This is a genomic window from Vibrio sp. 10N.261.54.E10 (assembly GCF_002877735.2).
Taxonomy (GTDB): Bacteria; Pseudomonadota; Gammaproteobacteria; order Enterobacterales; family Vibrionaceae; genus Vibrio; species Vibrio crassostreae_C.
This window is the reverse complement of record NZ_MCXE02000001.1, coordinates 466,222-485,458: the sequence shown is the minus strand read 5'-3', so window position 1 is coordinate 485,458 and position 19,237 is coordinate 466,222. Positions and strand designations below refer to the sequence as shown.

At 43.9% G+C, this 19,237-nt stretch carries 18 protein-coding genes and 1 pseudogene; 8 read left to right on the top strand and 11 right to left on the bottom strand.

The window, feature by feature from the left end:
• The first annotated feature begins 113 nt into the window (after nucleotides 1–113).
• Complete coding sequence (locus BCU07_RS02010; RefSeq protein WP_102428256.1) at nucleotides 114–2,048, top strand: ATP-dependent DNA helicase RecQ; 1,935 nt, start codon at nucleotides 114–116, stop codon at nucleotides 2,046–2,048.
• Between the two features lie 64 nt (nucleotides 2,049–2,112).
• On the opposite strand, the gene dinB is transcribed toward BCU07_RS02010, so the two are convergent.
• Entirely contained in the window at nucleotides 2,113–3,189 is a 1,077-nt protein-coding gene (gene dinB, locus BCU07_RS02005; RefSeq protein WP_102428257.1) for a DNA polymerase IV, read from the bottom strand.
• Nucleotides 3,190–3,351: 162 nt separating this feature from the next.
• Between dinB and BCU07_RS02000 the strand changes: the two genes are divergently transcribed.
• Entirely contained in the window at nucleotides 3,352–4,590 is a 1,239-nt protein-coding gene (locus tag BCU07_RS02000; RefSeq protein ID WP_102333772.1) for a response regulator, read from the top strand.
• 135 nt (nucleotides 4,591–4,725) lie between these two features.
• Here BCU07_RS02000 and nqrM read toward each other — a convergent pair whose 3' ends face one another.
• The 9 genes from nqrM to bolA all read right to left on the bottom strand — a co-directional run bounded on the left by nqrM (nucleotide 4,726) and on the right by bolA (nucleotide 12,843).
• Complete coding sequence (gene nqrM / locus BCU07_RS01995; RefSeq protein ID WP_009848378.1) at nucleotides 4,726–4,980, bottom strand: (Na+)-NQR maturation NqrM; 255 nt, start codon at nucleotides 4,978–4,980, stop codon at nucleotides 4,726–4,728.
• Between the two features lie 16 nt (nucleotides 4,981–4,996).
• Nucleotides 4,997–6,001, bottom strand: a complete 1,005-nt coding sequence (locus BCU07_RS01990) for an FAD:protein FMN transferase (RefSeq protein WP_017059913.1) — start codon at nucleotides 5,999–6,001, stop codon at nucleotides 4,997–4,999.
• A gap of 174 nt (nucleotides 6,002–6,175) precedes the next feature.
• On the bottom strand, nucleotides 6,176–7,402 hold the full coding sequence (nqrF, locus tag BCU07_RS01985) for an NADH:ubiquinone reductase (Na(+)-transporting) subunit F (RefSeq protein WP_017059912.1): 1,227 nt from the start codon (nucleotides 7,400–7,402) through the stop codon (nucleotides 6,176–6,178).
• Nucleotides 7,403–7,431: 29 nt separating this feature from the next.
• On the bottom strand, nucleotides 7,432–8,028 hold the full coding sequence (gene nqrE, locus BCU07_RS01980; protein WP_009848375.1) for an NADH:ubiquinone reductase (Na(+)-transporting) subunit E: 597 nt from the start codon (nucleotides 8,026–8,028) through the stop codon (nucleotides 7,432–7,434).
• Nucleotides 8,029–8,035: 7 nt separating this feature from the next.
• Nucleotides 8,036–8,668: an NADH:ubiquinone reductase (Na(+)-transporting) subunit D gene (locus tag BCU07_RS01975; protein WP_008223083.1), complete on the bottom strand. Its 633-nt coding sequence runs from the start codon at nucleotides 8,666–8,668 to the stop codon at nucleotides 8,036–8,038.
• Nucleotides 8,668–9,435, bottom strand: coding sequence for a Na(+)-translocating NADH-quinone reductase subunit C (locus BCU07_RS01970; protein WP_017059911.1), 768 nt, complete (start codon nucleotides 9,433–9,435; stop codon nucleotides 8,668–8,670). The genes BCU07_RS01975 and BCU07_RS01970 overlap by 1 nt, the downstream gene beginning before the upstream one ends.
• Nucleotides 9,425–10,669: an NADH:ubiquinone reductase (Na(+)-transporting) subunit B gene (locus BCU07_RS01965; protein ID WP_017067139.1), complete on the bottom strand. Its 1,245-nt coding sequence runs from the start codon at nucleotides 10,667–10,669 to the stop codon at nucleotides 9,425–9,427. Before BCU07_RS01965 ends, BCU07_RS01970 begins: the two co-directional genes overlap by 11 nt.
• A 5-nt stretch (nucleotides 10,670–10,674) precedes the next feature.
• Entirely contained in the window at nucleotides 10,675–12,015 is a 1,341-nt protein-coding gene (locus BCU07_RS01960) for a Na(+)-translocating NADH-quinone reductase subunit A (RefSeq protein WP_032547482.1), read from the bottom strand.
• A 519-nt stretch (nucleotides 12,016–12,534) separates the two neighbouring features.
• On the bottom strand, nucleotides 12,535–12,843 hold the full coding sequence (bolA, locus tag BCU07_RS01955) for a transcriptional regulator BolA (RefSeq protein ID WP_010439043.1): 309 nt from the start codon (nucleotides 12,841–12,843) through the stop codon (nucleotides 12,535–12,537).
• 173 nt (nucleotides 12,844–13,016) lie between these two features.
• On the opposite strand from bolA, the gene BCU07_RS01950 reads away from it, so the two are divergent.
• The 4 genes from BCU07_RS01950 (at nucleotide 13,017) to BCU07_RS01935 (ending at nucleotide 16,764) form a co-directional block, all read left to right on the top strand.
• On the top strand, nucleotides 13,017–14,168 hold the full coding sequence (locus tag BCU07_RS01950) for a methyltransferase (RefSeq protein WP_017068516.1): 1,152 nt from the start codon (nucleotides 13,017–13,019) through the stop codon (nucleotides 14,166–14,168).
• Between the two features lie 66 nt (nucleotides 14,169–14,234).
• Nucleotides 14,235–14,804, top strand: a complete 570-nt coding sequence (locus BCU07_RS01945; protein WP_017059907.1) for a YajG family lipoprotein — start codon at nucleotides 14,235–14,237, stop codon at nucleotides 14,802–14,804.
• Nucleotides 14,804–15,352, top strand: coding sequence for a peptidylprolyl isomerase (locus BCU07_RS01940; protein ID WP_017059906.1), 549 nt, complete (start codon nucleotides 14,804–14,806; stop codon nucleotides 15,350–15,352). The genes BCU07_RS01945 and BCU07_RS01940 overlap by 1 nt, the downstream gene beginning before the upstream one ends.
• Nucleotides 15,353–15,405: 53 nt before the next feature.
• Nucleotides 15,406–16,764 (top strand): AmpG family muropeptide MFS transporter, encoded by a 1,359-nt coding sequence (locus BCU07_RS01935; protein ID WP_102428258.1) that lies wholly within the window; start codon nucleotides 15,406–15,408, stop codon nucleotides 16,762–16,764.
• Between the two features lie 62 nt (nucleotides 16,765–16,826).
• Here the strand turns inward: BCU07_RS01935 and BCU07_RS01930 are convergent.
• Nucleotides 16,827–17,046 (bottom strand): annotated as a pseudogene (locus BCU07_RS01930) (2-dehydropantoate 2-reductase); the annotation flags it as partial.
• 360 nt (nucleotides 17,047–17,406) lie between these two features.
• On the opposite strand from BCU07_RS01930, the gene BCU07_RS01925 reads away from it, so the two are divergent.
• Both BCU07_RS01925 and panE read left to right on the top strand, forming a co-directional pair.
• The gene (locus BCU07_RS01925) at nucleotides 17,407–18,156 is read left to right on the top strand and encodes an outer membrane protein OmpK (RefSeq protein ID WP_102428259.1); all 750 of its coding nucleotides are present in this window, start codon (nucleotides 17,407–17,409) and stop codon (nucleotides 18,154–18,156) included.
• A 110-nt stretch (nucleotides 18,157–18,266) separates the two neighbouring features.
• Nucleotides 18,267–19,160, top strand: a complete 894-nt coding sequence (gene panE, locus BCU07_RS01920; protein WP_102428260.1) for a 2-dehydropantoate 2-reductase — start codon at nucleotides 18,267–18,269, stop codon at nucleotides 19,158–19,160.
• Nucleotides 19,161–19,237: the final 77 nt, after the last annotated feature.

Here is a 19,237-nt window from a genome sequence, read left to right as displayed (position 1 = left end):
AATAGAATTAGGTACAATCAGGTGCAAGACATTTGATTCATCAAGCGACGCTATCATGAATGGGCGCCCGCTTTAGCATCAATACGACACTTAATAACTCAGGTAGAACATAAATGATTGAGCAGAAGTTAAAACAAGTATTCGGATTCGACTCACTGCGTAATGGGCAAAAGCAAGTCATTGATAATGTTCTATCTGGTCATTCGACGGCGGCCATATTCCCAACCGGCTCAGGTAAGTCGCTGTGCTATCAATTGCCAGCGCTAGCATTGCCACATTTAACCTTAGTGATATCGCCACTGTTAGCTTTAATGAAAGACCAGCTCAGCTTCTTGCACAGCAAAGGCATTAGCGCAGCTGCAATCGAATCAAGCCAAGACAGACAAACCACACAACAGGTTATGCAGTCAGTGCGTAACGGTGACACCAAGATCCTCATGATCTCCGTCGAGCGCTTGAAGAACGAACGCTTTCGTCAGTTTATCTCCCAAGTGTCGATCTCACTGCTTGTGGTCGATGAAGCGCACTGTATTTCAGAATGGGGACACAACTTCAGACCCGACTACCTGAAGCTTCCTCAATACCAAAAACAGCTCAATATTCCTCAGGTTCTACTACTGACAGCCACTGCGACTACAGCGGTTATCCAAGATATGAAGTCAAAGTTTGAAATTGATGAGGAGCGCGTTGTGGTTACGGGTTTCTATCGTCAAAATCTCGATCTGTCGATTCAACCTTGTGAACAAACCAGTAAGCTAGAAACCTTGTGCAATGTGGTTAACCAAGCTTCTCTCGCTCCGACTATTGTTTATGTCACCCTTCAACAAACGGCAGAGATGGTGGCTCAGCAGCTTCGCAATGCTGGCGTTAATGCAGTGGCTTACCATGCGGGTCTTAAGCCTGAAAATAGAGATGCTATTCAACACCAATTCATGAATGATGACGTGAGCTGTATCGTCGCAACTATCGCGTTTGGTATGGGCGTGGATAAGTCCAACATTCGCCGAGTGATTCACTTTGACTTACCAAAATCGATCGAAAACTACTCACAAGAGATCGGCAGAGCTGGTCGAGATGGGCAAGCGTCTGAATGTATTTTACTGGCTAACAAACACGGTTTAAGCACACTCGAGAACTTCGTTTTTGGTGATACGCCAGACAACATATCGATCCAAGCGGTATTAAAAGAGATCTACGAAAATCAAAACATTGGCGCTTCTGGCTCGAATCAATGGGAGATCATGCTTAATCAACTATCACGTGAATCCAACATTCGTCAGTTACCGCTAAAAACACTACTGGTGTATCTCGAAATTGAAGGTGTGATTGAGCCCAAGTACAGCTACTTCGCAGACTACAAATTTAAGTTCATTCGTCCGAAACAGCAGATCACAGAGCAATTTCAAAGTGAACGTCGTCAATTTGTCGAAGCGATTTTCCAATGCTCTCCTCAAGCAAGAGTGTGGTGCCAAGTCGACTTCGATGCGCTTTGGACACACTTCCAAGCCGATCGTCAGCGTGTGATTGCGGCTATCGACTACTTCAATGAACAAGGTTGGATTGAACTAGAAAGCAAGCAGATCACCGATGTCTACGCGATCCACAATACTTCTGAAGATATGATGCAACTGTCAGAGCGTCTAACTGAGTTGTTTAAAGCAAAAGAAAACAGCGAGATAAACCGCCTTAACCAAATGCTGAATTTCTTTGAGGCGGATACTTGCCTAAGCTCACGCCTTGCGAGTTATTTTGCCGATGATAAAGCACCAACAAACTGCGGTCACTGCTCTGTATGTCGAGGAGAAGTGGCAATCTTACCAACCGTTGATGTTGAACCTATCGATGATGAGACGGTGATGACATGGATACATGAGTTTATTTCGGCTAGCCAACAACTGATTACCGACGAGGCAATTACTCGCTTCTTATGTGGAATCGCCACCCCGCTTTCAACCAAACTCAAAGCCAGTAAAATGGTCGGTTACGGCAAGCTAGAGCAGCAACCGTTCAGTGATACCTTAGCGCGAGTAAAACAACTTCCTAGGTAATTCTTACTTATAAAAAACCGACTAGGCTATGAAGCGTAGTCGGTATTCATCTCACTCATTATCTTTAAAAGAAGCTCAACTGACGCATTTGGTCTTTAGGTTGCAGCATTACGCTTAAACCAAGCAGGCGTATTTCTCGCCCCTGTTGTCTTTTCAGTATTTCACTAAGCAGCTCTTTGAAGTGTTCACGATCGAGAGAGGCATGGATGTGTTCAATCGTGGTTTGTTGAAAGTCGGCGAACTTGAGCTTAATGCCCTGCTTGATGATCGCTTTGCTTGGGCTAGCCTTTTCTAAGCGAGTCTCGAGTTCAGGAAATAGCTTATCTTCGATTACCTGCCAACATTCTGCGTAGCTTGAAATGTTTTGGGTAAAGGTGCGCTCTACACCTACCGATTTTCGCTCGCGCTCGATGATAACTTCTCGATCATCAATGCCATGACTGCGCTTCCAGAGTGATGCACCTTGACGGCCAAACTTGAGTAGCAGGTCTCGATAGTCAGACTCTTTGATATCCTTACAAGTAAAGAAACCCGCTTGGTGCAGCTTTTCAATGCTCACCTTGCCAACACCGGGAATCTTTTCAAGTGGCAGCTCATCAATCACAGCTTGAACGTCCTGTGGAGGGATCACAAACTGACCATTGGGCTTATTCAGATCCGAGGCCACTTTCGCCAAGAATTTAATCGGTGCAATACCAGCAGAAGCGGTCAGGTTCAGTTCGTTCCAAATATCACGGCGAATCGACTCGGCAATGAGTGTTGCTGAACCGTGACACTGCTTAGAATCGGTAACATCTAGGAAAGCTTCATCCAAAGAAAGAGGTTCAATGATTGATGTATATCGAGAGAATATTTCGCGGATCTTTTTAGATATCTCGACATAGACCGACATCCTTCCCGGCACAACCAATAGATTAGGACAAAGCTGTAGGGCTTTTCCGGTCGGCATTGCAGAGCGAACACCAAACTTGCGGGCTTCATAATTACAGGTGCTCAAAACACCGCGTTGCTTTTCATGCCCACCAACAGCCAACGGGCGATTTCGATATGCTGGGTTATCTCGCATTTCTACAGCCGCGTAAAAACAATCCATATCGACATGGATTATTTTTCTGACTTTCTCTTGGTCCGAACTGCACATTTGGAAATAACTCAACCTTACAACTGTATCTATGAACAGTATAATCAATTATTCTCAGATTTAAAATGATCTGGAGTCCAGCTCAACAGGTTTCACTTCATTCGCCGCCCACTATTCTGATAGTATTGTTAGGAGTATTTAGTCTATAAGTAGGGATAGCTTTTGAGTGAAAAAATACTAGTGGTAGAGGATAGTCGCGCATTCAGAAACTATCTTTACCAACAATTTAAGAACGATGGCTATGAAGTTGCGTTGGCGGAATCTGTAGAAGAAGCCAAAGCGATCTTAGAGCAAGAAACGGATTTCTTGTGTGCAGTCCTCGACTACTGTTTACCTGACGGCCAAGACGGCGAGATCATTGATCTCGTCTTAGGCTATCAACAGAAAATCATTGTCCTGACCGGGATGTTCGACAATCAACTGCGAGAGCAAGTCCTAGCCAAAGGCGTTATCGATTACATACTTAAAGACAGTATGTCATCAGTAAGCTACCTACTTCCCCTGGTTCAAAGAATTTCGAATAATCGCCATCACAAAGCATTGGTTGTCGATGATTCAGCGGTCGTTCGCCGTTACATAGCTCAACTTCTAGAACACCAATATATCCAAACTATCCAAGCCGAAGATGGCGAACAAGCATTAAAGCTCCTTCATAACGATCCCGATATTACGTTCGTTGTTACAGACCATGATATGCCGAAGAAAGACGGTATAGCGATGATCCGTGAGATACGACGCGATCACGACAGAAACCAGTTGGCTATTCTAGGGTTATCAGGCAGCGATGATCGCACCATGACAGCTCGATTCCTTAAAGCGGGGGCTAACGACTTCCTTTACAAGCCTTTTAACCAAGAAGAATTTTTTTGCCGTATCCATCAACTGCTTGATATGAAAGAAGCGGCCAACGAGCTATTTCGACATGCCAACGAGGATGCTCTTACTGGCTTATGGAACCGTCGTTACCTGTTCAATCAAACATGTAAAGGTTGTGAGCAGCGCAGTATAGCCATGATGGATATCGACTTCTTCAAGAAAGTGAACGACACCTACGGTCACGATGGTGGTGATGCAGTCCTCGTGGAAGTCGGCAAGATCATCAAAGACCATTTTAAAGATGATGTTGCTGTACGCTTCGGTGGCGAAGAATTTTGTATTCAGTCGTGTGGTTCGTTTGAGAGCTTTGTTGACAACTTAGAGTCCATGAGAGAAGCCATTGAAAGCCATGTTGTTGAGCATGACTCTCAAAGAATCAAGGTCAGTATCAGTATCGGCGTAACCGATTTAGACGCGAAGCTAGATGAGCAGATCAAAGCCGCTGATGAGCTTCTTTATACGGCAAAAGAGCAAGGTAGAAACCAACTAGTGTTTGCGCGTAACAGCATGCAAATCGAACAATAGTCATTCGCCTCTGTTTCCATTTTTGGTATACCAAGATTAATTGCTAGACCTCAAAACTAAAAAAGCTCAAGACGATAATCTTGAGCTTTTCAATTTGAGGGCATAGATAACTCTATCCCCTATGACTGTCACCAATTAAGCGATACGGTCTTTACTCCAAGCCGCTTCTTTTTGTTGACGCTCAGCCAGCTTCTCTTCACGGTAAGCTTCACGTGCTTCACGCTTCTTACGCGCGTCACAAGGTTCAGGGCAGTTACATACTTTATCAATACCAACAGCACCCAAACCGCCACAGCTACCTTTCACAACTTTCTTTTGGATAATGTAGCCAATTGACATCGCTGCGATTACTGCAAGAAAAACACCAAATGTAATCAGAAATGTATTCATAATTATCTCGCTTACCTTATTTACCTAAGTATGGCTTAAATGCTTCAGAAGCAATTTCTTTAAAGCCATCTGCTGTTTTTACCACCATGAACACTGGGATGTTATGTTGGTTTGCGACTTCCATTCCTTTTTCCTCACCTAAGACCATAAGGCCCGTAGATAAGCCGTCTGCAGTCATTGAAGACGGGTTTAAAACAGTCACAGAAACCACTTTATGGTGAAGAGGCTTTCCTGTTTCAGGGTTGATGATGTGTGAGTAACGAACACCATCACGTTCAAAATAGTTACGGTAATCACCAGAGGTTGCGATAGCCATATCACCCGGCTCGATGATCTCTTGGATATTACGCTCATCAACGCTTGGTTTCTCAATCGCGATACGCCAGCCCACGTTCTCACGGTTTAAACCTTTCAGACGAATTTCGCCACCGACTTCAACCATGTAGTTGTGAATACCGATAGAATCAAGGTAGTCAGCGACGACGTCAACACCCCAACCTTTTGCAATCGTGGATAGATCGACATACAGGTTAGGTAGGTCTTTCTTCAACATGTTGCCTTCAACACTAAGATGATGGATACCAATCTTAGCCTTGCGAGCCGCCAGCTCTTCATCTGATGGCACAACTTCAGGACGAGCTTCAGGACCAAAACCCCATAAGTTAACTAACGGACCAACCGTTACATCCAGAGCTCCTTCAGTAAGACCGTTCAAACGAATCGCTTCTTTCACAACCGTCGCTGTTTGCTCAGATACTTCGAACGCATCCGCACCTTTATGCTGGTTGAAACGGCTTAATTCGGAATCTTCACGGTAAGTCGACATCTGGTCGTTTACTTCTTCAAGTAGACGATCGATCTCTGTATGAACTTCATTAGACTCAGGAAATTCATCACCATTGATGTATTTAATATTGTAACTCGTGCCCATCGTTGGGCCACTCAAATGCACTTGCTCTCTTGACTGCTCACAGCCCGCAAGAAAAATCAAAGAAGTTAATGCAACAAGCCAAATTCTCACTTGCTTACTCCTGTCTAATGTTGAGGATTTATATAAGGAAAAATAAGAGTAAAAAATAGGTATTTTGAATGCCTTACTCTTTCTTATATAAGCCAGTATGTTGTCAAAAGCTGTCTTAGAAAAACAAATGGCTGACTCGTAGGAGTCAGCCATAATATCAATCACTTAAGTGGATTAACCACCGAAGTCATCTAGTAGGATGTTTTCATCTTCTACACCAAGATCTTTCAGCATGCCGATAACAGCAGCGTTCATCATCGGTGGACCACACATGTAGTACTCACAATCTTCAGGAGCTTCGTGATCCTTCAGGTAGTTTTCGTACAGTACATTGTGGATGAAACCAGTGTAACCGTCCCAGTTGTCCTCTGGTTGAGGATCAGACAGTGCACAGTGCCACACGAAGTTTTCGTTTGCAGCCGCTAGGCCATCGAAATCTTCAATGTAGAACATCTCACGCTTAGAACGTGCGCCATACCAGTAAGACATCTTACGAGTAGACTTAAGACGCTTAAGTTGGTCGAAGATATGAGAACGCATAGGCGCCATACCTGCACCACCACCGATGAATACCATTTCATTGTCTGTGTCTTTAGCAAAGAACTCACCAAATGGACCAGAAATAGTACATTTGTCGCCTTCTTTAAGAGACCAGATGTATGAAGACATAACACCAGGAGCTACGTCAGGGTTGTTTGGCGGCGGAGTTGCGATACGCACGTTAAGCTTGATGATGCCTTTCTCTTCTGGGTATGAAGCCATAGAGTAAGCACGGATCGAATGCTCTTTAACGATAGACTCATAACGGAACAAGTTGAACTTATCCCAGTCACCACGGTATTCCTCAGGAATATCGTAATCTGCGTATTTCACGTGATGTGGTTCAGCTTCAATCTGAATGTAACCACCCGCGCGGAACGGAACTTCTTCACCTTCAGGGATCGCTAGAGCAAGTTCTTTGATGAAAGTAGCTTCGTTGTTATTCGAGATAACAGTACATTCCCACTTTTTAACACCAAAGATATCTTCGTCTAGTTCAATCTCCATGTCAGTTTTCATAGCAACTTGACATGCAAGACGTTCGCCTTCGCGAGCTTCACCTTTTGTGATGTGATCAAGTTCAGTTGGAAGGATGTCGCCACCACCAGACTTAACTTTTACACGACACTGACCACAAGAGCCACCGCCACCACAAGCAGAAGATACGAAGATACCAGCGCCAGCCAGGGCACCAAGTAGCTTGCTACCAGGTTGAGTAACGATCGCCTTTTCAGGGTCGCCGTTTACTGAAATAGTGATGTCACCTGATGGTACTAACTTAGACTTAGCGAAAAGAATCACTAGTACTAGAGCCAGTACAATAATGGTAAACATCGCTACGCCAAGAATAATACTAAACATTTGTTATTCCTTATTACTGGGTGCTTACCCTACAGTTGAACACCAGAGAAAGACATAAAGCCTAACGCCATCAGACCAACAGTAATGAACGTGATACCAAGGCCACGAAGACCTGGAGGTACGTCAGAGTACTTCATCTTCTCACGGATACCCGCAAGAGCAACGATAGCTAACATCCAACCCACACCAGAACCGAAGCCGTAAACAACAGATTCAGCAAAGTTGTAGTCACGAGTTACCATGAAAGATACACCACCAAAGATTGCACAGTTAACTGTGATCAGTGGAAGGAAGATACCTAGTGCGTTGTACAAAGGTGGGAAGAAACGGTCTAGAACCATCTCTAGGATTTGTACAAGTGCCGCGATAACACCGATGAATGCGATGAAGTTAAGGAAACTTAAATCGACACCTTCAACAAGCGCGTTTTCTTTCAGGATGTGTGTGTAAACAAGGTTGTTTACAGGAACAGCGATTGTAAGTACTACAACTACCGCAACACCAAGACCAAAAGAAGTTTTAACTTTCTTAGATACCGCTAGGAATGTACACATACCTAGGAAGAAAGAAAGCGCCATGTTTTCGATGAAAATCGATTTAACTAGCAGACTAATATAATGTTCCATGACTACCTTACCCCTTCGCTTCTACTTGTTCTGGTTTGAACACACGAATTGCCCAAATCAAGAAACCAATTAGGAAGAATGCAGAAGGTGCTAGAAGCATCAAGCCGTTTGGCTGATACCAACCACCGTTGCTCACTAGAGGTAGTACTTCCATACCAAATAGTTTGCCAGAGCCTAGAAGCTCACGGAAGAAACCAACAGTGATAAGAACGAAACCGTAACCAAGACCGTTACCAAGACCATCGATTAGAGATGGGATTGGCGCAGACTTCATTGCGAATGCTTCAGCACGACCCATTACAATACAGTTAGTAATGATTAGGCCTACGAATACAGATAGCTGCTTAGAGATATCGTATAGGTATGCTTTAAGCACTTGGTCTACCACGATTACTAGTGATGCGATAATTGCCATCTGAACGATGATACGCACACTGTTAGGAATGTGGTTACGGATCAAAGAAACGAAGAAGTTAGACAGAGCAGTAACGAACATTACCGCGATAGTCATAACAAATGCTGTTTCTAGCTTAGTGGTTACCGCAAGAGCAGAACACACACCAAGAACCTGTAGCGCGATTGGGTTGTTGTCCAACACCGGCGCTAAGATGCTCTTTTTAATTTCTTTTGCACTAGACATTAGTTCAGACCTCCGTCACGAACTTTTGCTAGGAACGGACCAAAGCCCATATCACCTAACCAGAAGTCAAATGTATGTTGAACACCAACGCTAGTCAGTGTTGCACCAGAAAGGCCATCTACACCGTGCTCAGAACCTTGAGGAGCGCCACCTTTAACAACCTGAATAGCAGGTTTGTGGTTTTCGTCGAATAATTTCTTACCAACGAATTGAGCGCGCCAAGATGGGTTCTCAACTTCACCACCAAGTCCAGGAGTTTCACCTTGCTCGTAGTAAGTGATACCAGAAACTGTGTTGCCATCAGTTTCTACCGCAACGAATGCGTACATCATTGACCATAGACCGTTACCGTGAACAGGGATGATAACTTTAGAAGTTTCAGCGCCATCTTTCACAAGGTATACAGTACCCGTGTTAGCACGACGAAGGATCTTAGCGATGTCATCTTCAGCTGAAAGCTTGATTGACTGAGCTGGATCTTTTGCCGCTTTACGTTGGTCGTATGCAGCAGCATCGCCGTCAACGAAATCGCCAGTAGCGAAATCAACTAGACGAGGTTCAATGTTCTCTGCGTACAGTTCAGGGATATTACCCGCAAGTTCAATGCCCGCAACTTCAAGGATCTTAGTTTGCTGATCTAGAACCGCGTTAGCTTGTTGCTTAGGTTTAAGAACAACTGCAGCTGTTGAAACGATGATTGAGCACACTAGGCTCAATGCGATAACAACAAACAGCGTCTTTTTAATGCTATCGTTATTACTTGCCATAGCGCGCTAGTCTCCGCTTAATGTTCTTCTCGATTACAACGTGGTCAAACAGAGGAGCAAATAGGTTTGCGAATAGAATCGCAAGCATCATGCCTTCTGGGTATGCAGGGTTAACTACACGAATCATTACACACATTGCGCCGATTAGGATGCCGTACCACCACTTACCTTTGTTGGTAAATGAAGCTGATACTGGGTCAGTCGCCATGAAGAACATACCGAATGCGAAGCCACCTAGAACTAGGTGCCAGTGCCAAGGCATGCTGAACATTGCGTTAGTATCAGAACCGATCACGTTAAACAGCGTAGACACAGCAATCATACCGATCATTACACCAGCAATGATTCGCCATGAAGCGATACGCATGTAAACGATCATCGCAGCACCGATCATAAGTGCTAGAGTCGATACTTCACCGATAGAACCTGGGATGTTACCAATGAATGCGTCCATCCAAGTGATTGCTTCACCAGATGTTACGTTCATTAGTGCGCTACCGCCGCCTTGAGCCCATTGGCTAAGAGCAGTTGCACCAGAGAAACCATCTGCAGCAGTCCAAACTACGTCACCTGAAATCTGTGCAGGGTATGCAAAGAATAGGAACGCACGGCCAGCAAGTGCAGGGTTCAGGAAGTTACGACCCGTACCACCGAAGATCTCTTTAGCGACTACAACACCGAAGGTAATACCTAGTGCTGCTTGCCATAGAGGAAGTGTTGGCGGAACGATAAGCGCGAATAAGATAGAAGTAACAAAGAAACCTTCGTTTACTTCGTGCTTACGCACCATACAGAACAGAACTTCCCAGAAACCACCAACGATGAATACCGTTGCGTAGATAGGTAGGAAGTAAGTCGCACCAAGTAGCATCTTGCTGCCAACACCTGCATCGGCTCCTAAGGAGGCTCCAAGCATTTCGGTTAGCCAGTAGTGCCAGTTACCACTGATAACAGATGCTAGTTCAGCACCTGCATACATATGGTTAAGTGCTGCGATAGCTTGGCCACCCGCGTTGTACATACCCCAGAACATTGCTGGGAATACCGCGAACCAAACCATGATCATGATACGTTTTAAATCAACGCTATCACGAACGTGCGAGCTTTTCTTTGTAATAAGACCTGGCGTGTAGAACACTGTCGCTGCTGCTTCGTAAAGCGCAAACCACTTCTCGTGTTTACCACCTGGCTCAAAATGATGCTCGATGTCTTCAAGAAACTTTTTAAGGCCCATGAAAATTACCCTTCCTTCTCAATCGTATCTAGGCATTCACGAAGTAGTTGACCGTACTCGTACTTACCTGGACATACAAAGGTACACAATGCTACATCTTCTTCGTCTAGCTCTAACGCACCTAGTGCTTGAGCACTATCAATGTCGCCTGCACATAGATCACGAAGCAGCAATGTAGGTTCCATATCTAGAGGCATTACGCGCTCGTAGTTACCAATTGGAACCATTGAGCGGTCACTACCGTTTGTTGTCGTTGTCATGTTGAACAACTGACCTTTAAACAGGTGACCAAGGAATGAACGAGTAACAGAGAACTTGTTCTTACCAGGCATAGCCCAGCCGAATAGCTCTTTATCACGACCTTCACGTAGAACAGAAACTTGCTGATGGTAACGACCAAGGAAAGCATGTGGACCTGTTGCTTCAGTACCCGTAAGTACAGAACCAGAAATCACACGAACTTCGCCTGGCATTAACTCGCTGTCTGTCAACTCTTCAAGGCTAGCACCAATTTGAGTACGAACTAGACGTGGGTTGTTCACCACTGGACCAGCCAGAGAAACAACACGCTCAGAGTAAATCTCACCAGTAAGGAAAAGCTTACCGAATGCGATAACATCTTGGTAGTTAATGCTCCACGCTACATTTTGTGCATTTACCGGATATAGGTAATGCATATGCGTGCCTGCAAGACCTGCAGGGTGTGGGCCATCAAAAACATGTTCTTCAACGTTAGACTGAGCTGAACGAGGTAAGCTAGTACCTTTTTTACAAACGTACACTTTACCGTTAGTCAGAGTTGAAAGAAGATCTAAACCAGCAACGAAAGCATCAGACTGCTCGTTAATGATTAATTCTGGCTCAGCTGCTAGCGGATTAGTATCCATAGCAGTAACGAAAATAGCCTGAGTTTCAGAATCAACTGCTGGAACCTTGCTGAACGGACGAGTTCGCAAAGCGGTCCATGCGCCAGACTCAACTAACTGAGCTTTAACCGTTTCACGGTCAAGGCCTACTAGTTGGTTAGCTTCATAGCTATTGAACGTGATTTGCTCATTGCCTGCTACTTCAATCACTACTGATTGAAGAACACGCTTAGCACCACGGTTCACTTCAATAACTTTACCGCTTGCTGGAGAAGTAAATACAACACCTGGGTTCTTTTTATCTGCAAAAAGAACTTGGCCTTTCTTCACTTCATCACCAACGCGAGCATGCATCGTAGGACGCATACCAACGTACTCTTCGCCAAGCAAGGCGACTTTAGTGATGGACTTACCATCATTAATCACCTGGGATGGAGTTCCTGCGATAGGAAGATCCAAACCCTTATTTATTGTAATCATACGCACTTGCACTACTTTATCGGGAAAAAGATTCTTTTAATTGCGTAAATTCAGGACGTTTTAAACTCGCCCTTAGACACGACATTACAGTGTCCGGTTTTGGTAAATTTGAGATACCAAAATCGCAACATTTTCATAATAAAATCACCACACGAATCATGTGAGATTTATCAGGTGCGATATTCTAGCATTTTTTGACAACTCGATGCCATGACCAATAACTTGAATACAGCCTTTATTTGGTGAGATTTGAAGCATATGGCCTCTCAAATATGTATAAATTTGACGAGCCGCACAGATAAAATGGCTTTTGAATCGTGTTTTAAACAAGAGATTAATACTCTGTCACAAACTAATATTTTACTAGTTATGTTGAAACACTGTTAATAAAAACATTACTCATTGTAGGTATTTGAGCTCGTTCAATTTGACATCAGTTTGGGTGATATAAGAACGAAAAATACATACGTTTGACGACAAAAAAAGCGCCATGGCGCTTTTCTCTGTATATAGGCCTTCTTACTTTCCGCCACCCATACACATTGGACTGTCTGGCACGCTATCTAGCTGCTTCATCCATTCATCTTTTGTATAAGTGTGAATAGACAGTGCGTGGATATTATTGGCTAACTCTTCTGAAAGTGCCTTATTTACCGCTCGATGACGAGCAATAAGACGCAAACCTTCAAACACATCACTGACAACAATCACTTTAAAATGACTCTCAGAACCAGCCGGAACATTGTGCATATAGCTCTCATTCACCACGCTTAAATGACTTGGTGAAAACTCATTGTGCAATTTTGTTTCGATAACTTCTTGGATCATTGTGATTCCTTAATAACGTATTGGCATTACTGTGAGGTGATTATAAACCCTAACAGGTCGACTGTCTGAGTATTTCATTGCAGACGGCATCGGTTTGGTTGAGTTTTTTCTATCTTGTTTAGCCTGCATTTGAGACAATATCTTTGTTATTTCTTACATAAGTATCTCAAGCAATGAAAACCGAACTTACCCTTCACGATAGAACTTTAACCTTACATCGTTTCCCGAAACGTTCAAATGAAACCCTTCAAGCTTGGGATGCGGGCGACGAATACCTGATCAGTCATGTTGAAGAGATGAACCTCGAACCTGGCAAACACATCCTGATCATGAACGACAGCTTCGGTGCCCTATCCGCTTGGTTCTCGAAAGATCATGATGTCACTATGATGAGCGACTCATTTATCTCTCACCGTGGTGCCCTGAAAAACTTGCAGCGCAATCAAAGTAACCGAGTGAACTTCTTGAACACGATGGATGATATCCCACACGGTATCGATCTTGTGATCATGCAGCTGCCAAAAACAAATCGTCACCTAATCTGGCAATTGAGTCAGCTACGCCAAGCATTGCCTGAAGGCTGCCAAGTGATCGGCGTCAACAAGGTAAAAGAGATTCACACCTCTACGCTTAACCTGTTCGAAAAATACCTAGGCGAAACCAAAACATCACTAGCGAAGAAAAAACACCGCTTAGTCTTCTCATCTCCAAACTGCCAGCCAATTCAAACGGTAGAGCCTTTTGTTGAATGGGATGTAGACGGTGAAGATATCCGCCTGAAAAATTTACCAAATGTTTACTCAGGGGAAGCACTCGATCAAGGCGCTCGCTATATGCTAGAGCACATCCCTCAAGATCCTGAGCTACGTCATATCATCGATCTTGGTTGTGGCAACGGTGTATTGAGTGTAAAAGCAGGGCAATTGAACCCACAAGCCCGTATCACCTGTGTGGATGAAAGCTTTATGGCGGTGGAATCGGCGCGCCAAAACGTCAAAGATAACCTTGGTGAAGAAGGCAACTTCCAGTTCATCGCCAACAACTGTTTAGATGGCTTCAAGAAAAACAGCACCTACTTAGTGATGTGTAATCCTCCATTCCATCAGCAACAAGCGATTACGGATCACATTGCGTGGCAAATGTTCTGTGATGCAAAGCATGTTCTAAGCAATGGAGGCAAATTAATTGTTATTGGCAACCGACACCTCGGATACGATGTCAAACTAGCAAGACTATTTGGTGAAGCTAACGTTGAAACGCTTGAACTAAACCAAAAATTTGAGATATTACAAGCAACAAGAGAACCTGCGAATTTTAATAAATAAGCAGAAACGACTTCACAAGAATTTAAGATACCGAGCTTCTGGTGTGAATTTAGAAAGGATAAAGGAATGAAAAAACTGATTTTGGCTGCTTCTATTATGGCTTTGACAGCATGTTCAGCCCCTCAGCAAGAACAGATCAATGTAATGCCAGAAGCTTCACTAAGCTCAAGCAACCTTGTACAAGGCAAAACATACACACTAACCAGTAAAGATGTTCGTGCCGCTCAATATGTTGCATTGGTTGATAGTGGCCGTTCAAACATTCAGCCAATTCACGCTAAGCAAAACATGCGTATTTCTCTAGAAAATGCTGTTGCACAGCAGTTAGAGTCTCAAGGTTTTCGTGCGAGCGTAAACAGTGAAAACTCGATTGTTTTAGAGATTCAAGAAGCACTCGTTACCGTAGAGCACACCATTATGGAAAACAAAATGGACGGTAAAGTAACGCTTGAAGTTACCGCTGAAACGCCTGAAGGCAAACTAGTTAAAACATTCAACGGCACTGCAACACGCACTGGTGCATTGAGTGCATCTAACGACGACATCTCTATGGTTCTTAATGACGTGATCAACTTGGTTCTTACTGAGATCGCTAACGACCAAGAGCTACAAACTTACATGAAGGAACGTTTCTAATGGGTCGTATTTTATCTTCTATCGCATTAATGCTAGTGAGCGTGAGCGTTTGGGCTGGTCCTAAAGTAAACGTGGAAACAACATTAGGCGACTTCACTATTGAGCTTAACCAAGAACAAGCACCGGTTAGTGCGGAGAACTTCCTAAAATACGTTGCTGACGGCAGCTACGAAGGCACTATCTTCCACCGTGTTATTCCTGGCTTTATGGCTCAAGGTGGCGGCTTCGATCAAGAGATGAATCAACAAGCAACTTACGCTCCTATCAAGAATGAAGGCAGCAATGGCTTGAAGAACGATACAGCAACAATCGCGATGGCTCGTACTAATGCGCCAGATTCTGCAACTCGTCAGTTCTTCATTAACTTCTCTGATAATGACTTCTTGAACGCAAAAGGTAGCAACCCAGGCTACGCTGTATTCGGCAAAGTAACTGAAGGTTTTGATGTTGTTCAAAAGATGGCAACGATTCCAACCAAGCGAATGGGCCGCATGTCAGACATACCAGTTGACCCAATCGTCATCACTAAAGTGACCCTTCTTAAGTAATCCAATCTAACGCCCTTATTTCTTAAGGGCGTTTTTCTACACAAGGACGCCCTATGTCATCAGGCACTCCCTCTCTTTCTTGGATGCAGACTTTCCGCAGCTACCTAGATAAACGCCTACTTTGGGTGTTTATGCTCGGCTGTTCGAGTGGCTTCCCATGGGTTCTTATTGGATCCAATATGTCTGGTTGGCTAAAAGATGCAGGTTTAACGCGTGCTGCCATCGGCTACTTTGGCAGTGTGTTTGCCGTGTATGCGATTAACTTTCTATGGGCACCATTGGTAGACCGAGTAAAACTGCCGGTGCTTCACGCAATACTCGGCCAGCGACGCAGTTGGATCTTTTTCTGCCAATCCATTGTTTTAATCGGTACCTTATTCATCGCAGGCGTCAATCCCGCAGAGAACTTGGCGTTTACTTCAATGTTGGCGCTCGCTATTGCCATTGCCTCAGCCACGCAAGACATCGCGATTGATGCATTTCGTATTGATACCTTCCCAAAATCCGAAGCATCAAAACTGCCGCAAGCTTCTGCAATGGCCGTAATTGGTTGGTGGACGGGGTATTCTCTACCAGGCTACCTTGCCTTTATTAACGCAGACTCAATCGGTTGGAATGGCGTGTATTACGGAATGGCAGGCGTCGTTGTCGTACTAATGCTGTTTACTCTTTTTGTCGGAGAGCCAAATACACAACGCGAAGCCCTGCAAGAACAGGCTCAGCAACGCCACAATAAGGTTGTCGGTTCGAAAGTCGTGGCTTGGTTCAGTGTTACCGTGTTAGAACCGTTTTATGACTTCTTCAAACGAAACGGAGTTCAAGTTGCCATCACCCTACTGCTGTTCGTATTCCTATTTAAGATAGGTGAAGCCTTCCTAGGTCGCATGTCGATCACCTTCTATAAAGAGATAGGTTTCAGTAACGAACAGATCGGCCACTATTCGAAGTTAATTGGTTGGGGCGCAACCATATTCTTCACTTTGGTAGGCAGCGTCTTCAATGTAAAATTCGGCATTGTACGCGGACTGATGATCGGCGGTGTGGCAATGGCGGCCAGTAATCTAATGTTTGCGTGGATCGCTCACACTGGCCCGAGTGAAACCTTGTTCTTGGCAACGATTATTGTCGATAACTTCACAACCGCCTTTTCAACAGTAGCTTTTGTCTCTTTCTTAACGCTATTAACCGGGCAAGCATTCTCAGCGACACAATATGCATTACTCGCATCCTTGGGCAATTTCGGTCGAACAACGCTGGCTTCCTTCAGTGGTGAGTTGGTTGATTACCTCAATGACTGGTCAACCTTCTTTATACTGACTGCACTCATGGTGATACCGAGTTTGATCATGCTCTATTCGTTACGCCACTTTTTCACGGATTTATTAGAAAAAGCCAAAAACAATCAAGAATAGAGTCAAAAAAAATGATAAGAGGGTAGCATTGAGCTTCCCTCTTTTACGTTCGGTCTTCAGATCTAGTCTGTTGTGTCGCTCACGATAAGATTAAAACCTGTTCCCATCGAATCATCAATCGCCACAACCAAAGGCTGACCCGCTACAGTAATCGTCACAAAGTAAGACCCCGCCGCAACATAAATGCCATTCGCATAATCTTTGAATTTCACATCACTTAGCGCCGGAGTGCTGCCAGCAATACCCACCGTTTTCGGTCAAAGATAGATCAAAGACTGGATTGTAAGACGGGTTGAATTGTCATTTTTTAAGAGAAAACGCTTAGAAACGAATACTGTTGATTTTGATATGCATATCACTCTATTTAGTATAATCGTTTGCTTAGAGCATCAATTCACCAATTTATCTACAAAATAATCAGATTTCACAAAATCAATAGAATCCAAGGTGCATCAAGATGCATTACCACCTTAAAGTTCCATCATTTAGATCATTAGTGTGATCAACTTCAAATTAATAATTGTAGTTTTCACTCTGTCTCACTTTTATTTGAGAACAAAATCGCTATTATGCTCGGCATTCGGACATCATAAACACGCACGGATTAGCGGGTTATTCATTTTTAACATAGAGAGTTCCATTATGCGTAAATCACTTTTAGCTCTTGGCGTAGTTGCAGCTGCAACAGCAATCCCTGCTCAGGCAGAATACTTATATGGCTTTGGTAGCATGTATGCTGATTACCAAGTTTGGGACCAAGGCTTTGGTAACGATGACGATAACTTCGGTGGTGACATCTCAGATCGTAACCAAGCTGTTATTGGTATCGAAGGCGGTGCTGCATTTGACTGGGGTCAAATCTACGGCTTCTACGACTACGAAGGTGTTGATCGTTCAGGTGATGATCGCGGAGCTTCAACTAAAGGTACTATCCACTACAACCTAATGGATACTAAAGTTAGCCTTTACGCACAAGTTTACAACACAGATACTGATGCTGGTTTCCATGAGCAAAACCGTGTTCTTGGTCTTGGCTATACTGGTCTAAGCGGTGACGGTTGGGCATTCACACCATTCATCGGTGCACACCAAATTAACTCTGGTGATATCAGCGGTTCTAACGGTGGTATGGCTGGTTGGGTTGGTTACTACAATACTGACATTGCAGGTCAAAACTTTACGTTCTCAACTTGGGGCGAATATGAATTTGCTCGTAACGATGAGTACTCAGAAGTTCAAGGTGGCGACTACGGTCTAAATGGTAGTATCAATGCACTATGGAACTTCCACCAAAACTGGTCAACTGGTGTTCTTTACCGTTACACAGTGAACAAGCTTGCACGTAAAGACTACCAAGATCTAATCATCTACCGTCTACAGTACAACTTCTAATCAAGTTAAAACTTCATTAGATAAAATGGCACCCTCGGGTGCCATTTTTTATTGCTTTCATTTAATGCCTCGCTATCCTTGCAGCATCACTTTCTTATCTCGGTATTGCTGTGAACATCACTATTGTTGGACCTGGAGCTATCGGCTCTTTATGGACGATAAAACTGCTTAAAGCGGGTCATAATGTGTCTTTGTGGAGTCGTTCCACTGATAACTCAATTGACTTATCACTTGATGGACAAGCTTCCCTTTCCTTCAGTAACAACAATATCGAAAAGCTATCAGCGAGTGACTTGGTTATTTTCACGGTCAAAGCTTGGCAAATAGCAGAAGCAACCACTCCACTGCTTCAACATCTCGATCCCGACACCATTCTCATATTCATGCATAACGGAATGGGGGCGGTCGACAACATCGCCACTCAAATTGATACTCACCCGATAGTATTGGCAACCACGACCCAAGCAGCATTCAAACCTGATCGTAATAGTGTATCTCACACAGGAATAGGGCAAACCCAGTTAGGTGCTTTTAACCAAACGGGTCAGCAGTGCACGTTTTTAGTTGATGTGTTGGATCATGCTCTCCCCGCTGTGAGTTGGAACCCACAAATAAAAACCGCGCTTTGGACTAAACTCGCCATAAATTGTGCTATCAACCCACTTACTGGGTTGGAACAAATCAAGAATGGTGAACTTGCAGACCAAAGGTTTGAGGGTATTTTAAGTTCTATCGTTGAAGAGCTCACACAAGTTATGCAGGCCGAAGAGATAGCTTGTTCATTCGACGGATTAGAAGCAAGTGTCAACAAGGTTATCCACGCTACGGCTCAAAACAACTCATCCATGAAGCAGGATATGTTTTACCAACGTAAGACAGAGATCGACTTCATCACTGGACACCTAATAAAAACAGCGCTTAAGCATCAGATAGAAGTTCCCGTTAACCAAAAACTGTTCGATCAGGTCAAAGAGCAAGAAAATAGCTGGAATCATCAAGATTAGTCAGCAACGGTCAACAAGTCGCGATAAAATAACAATACCGCTAAGCATAACGCTGGCACCAATTTCCAAGATTTTAG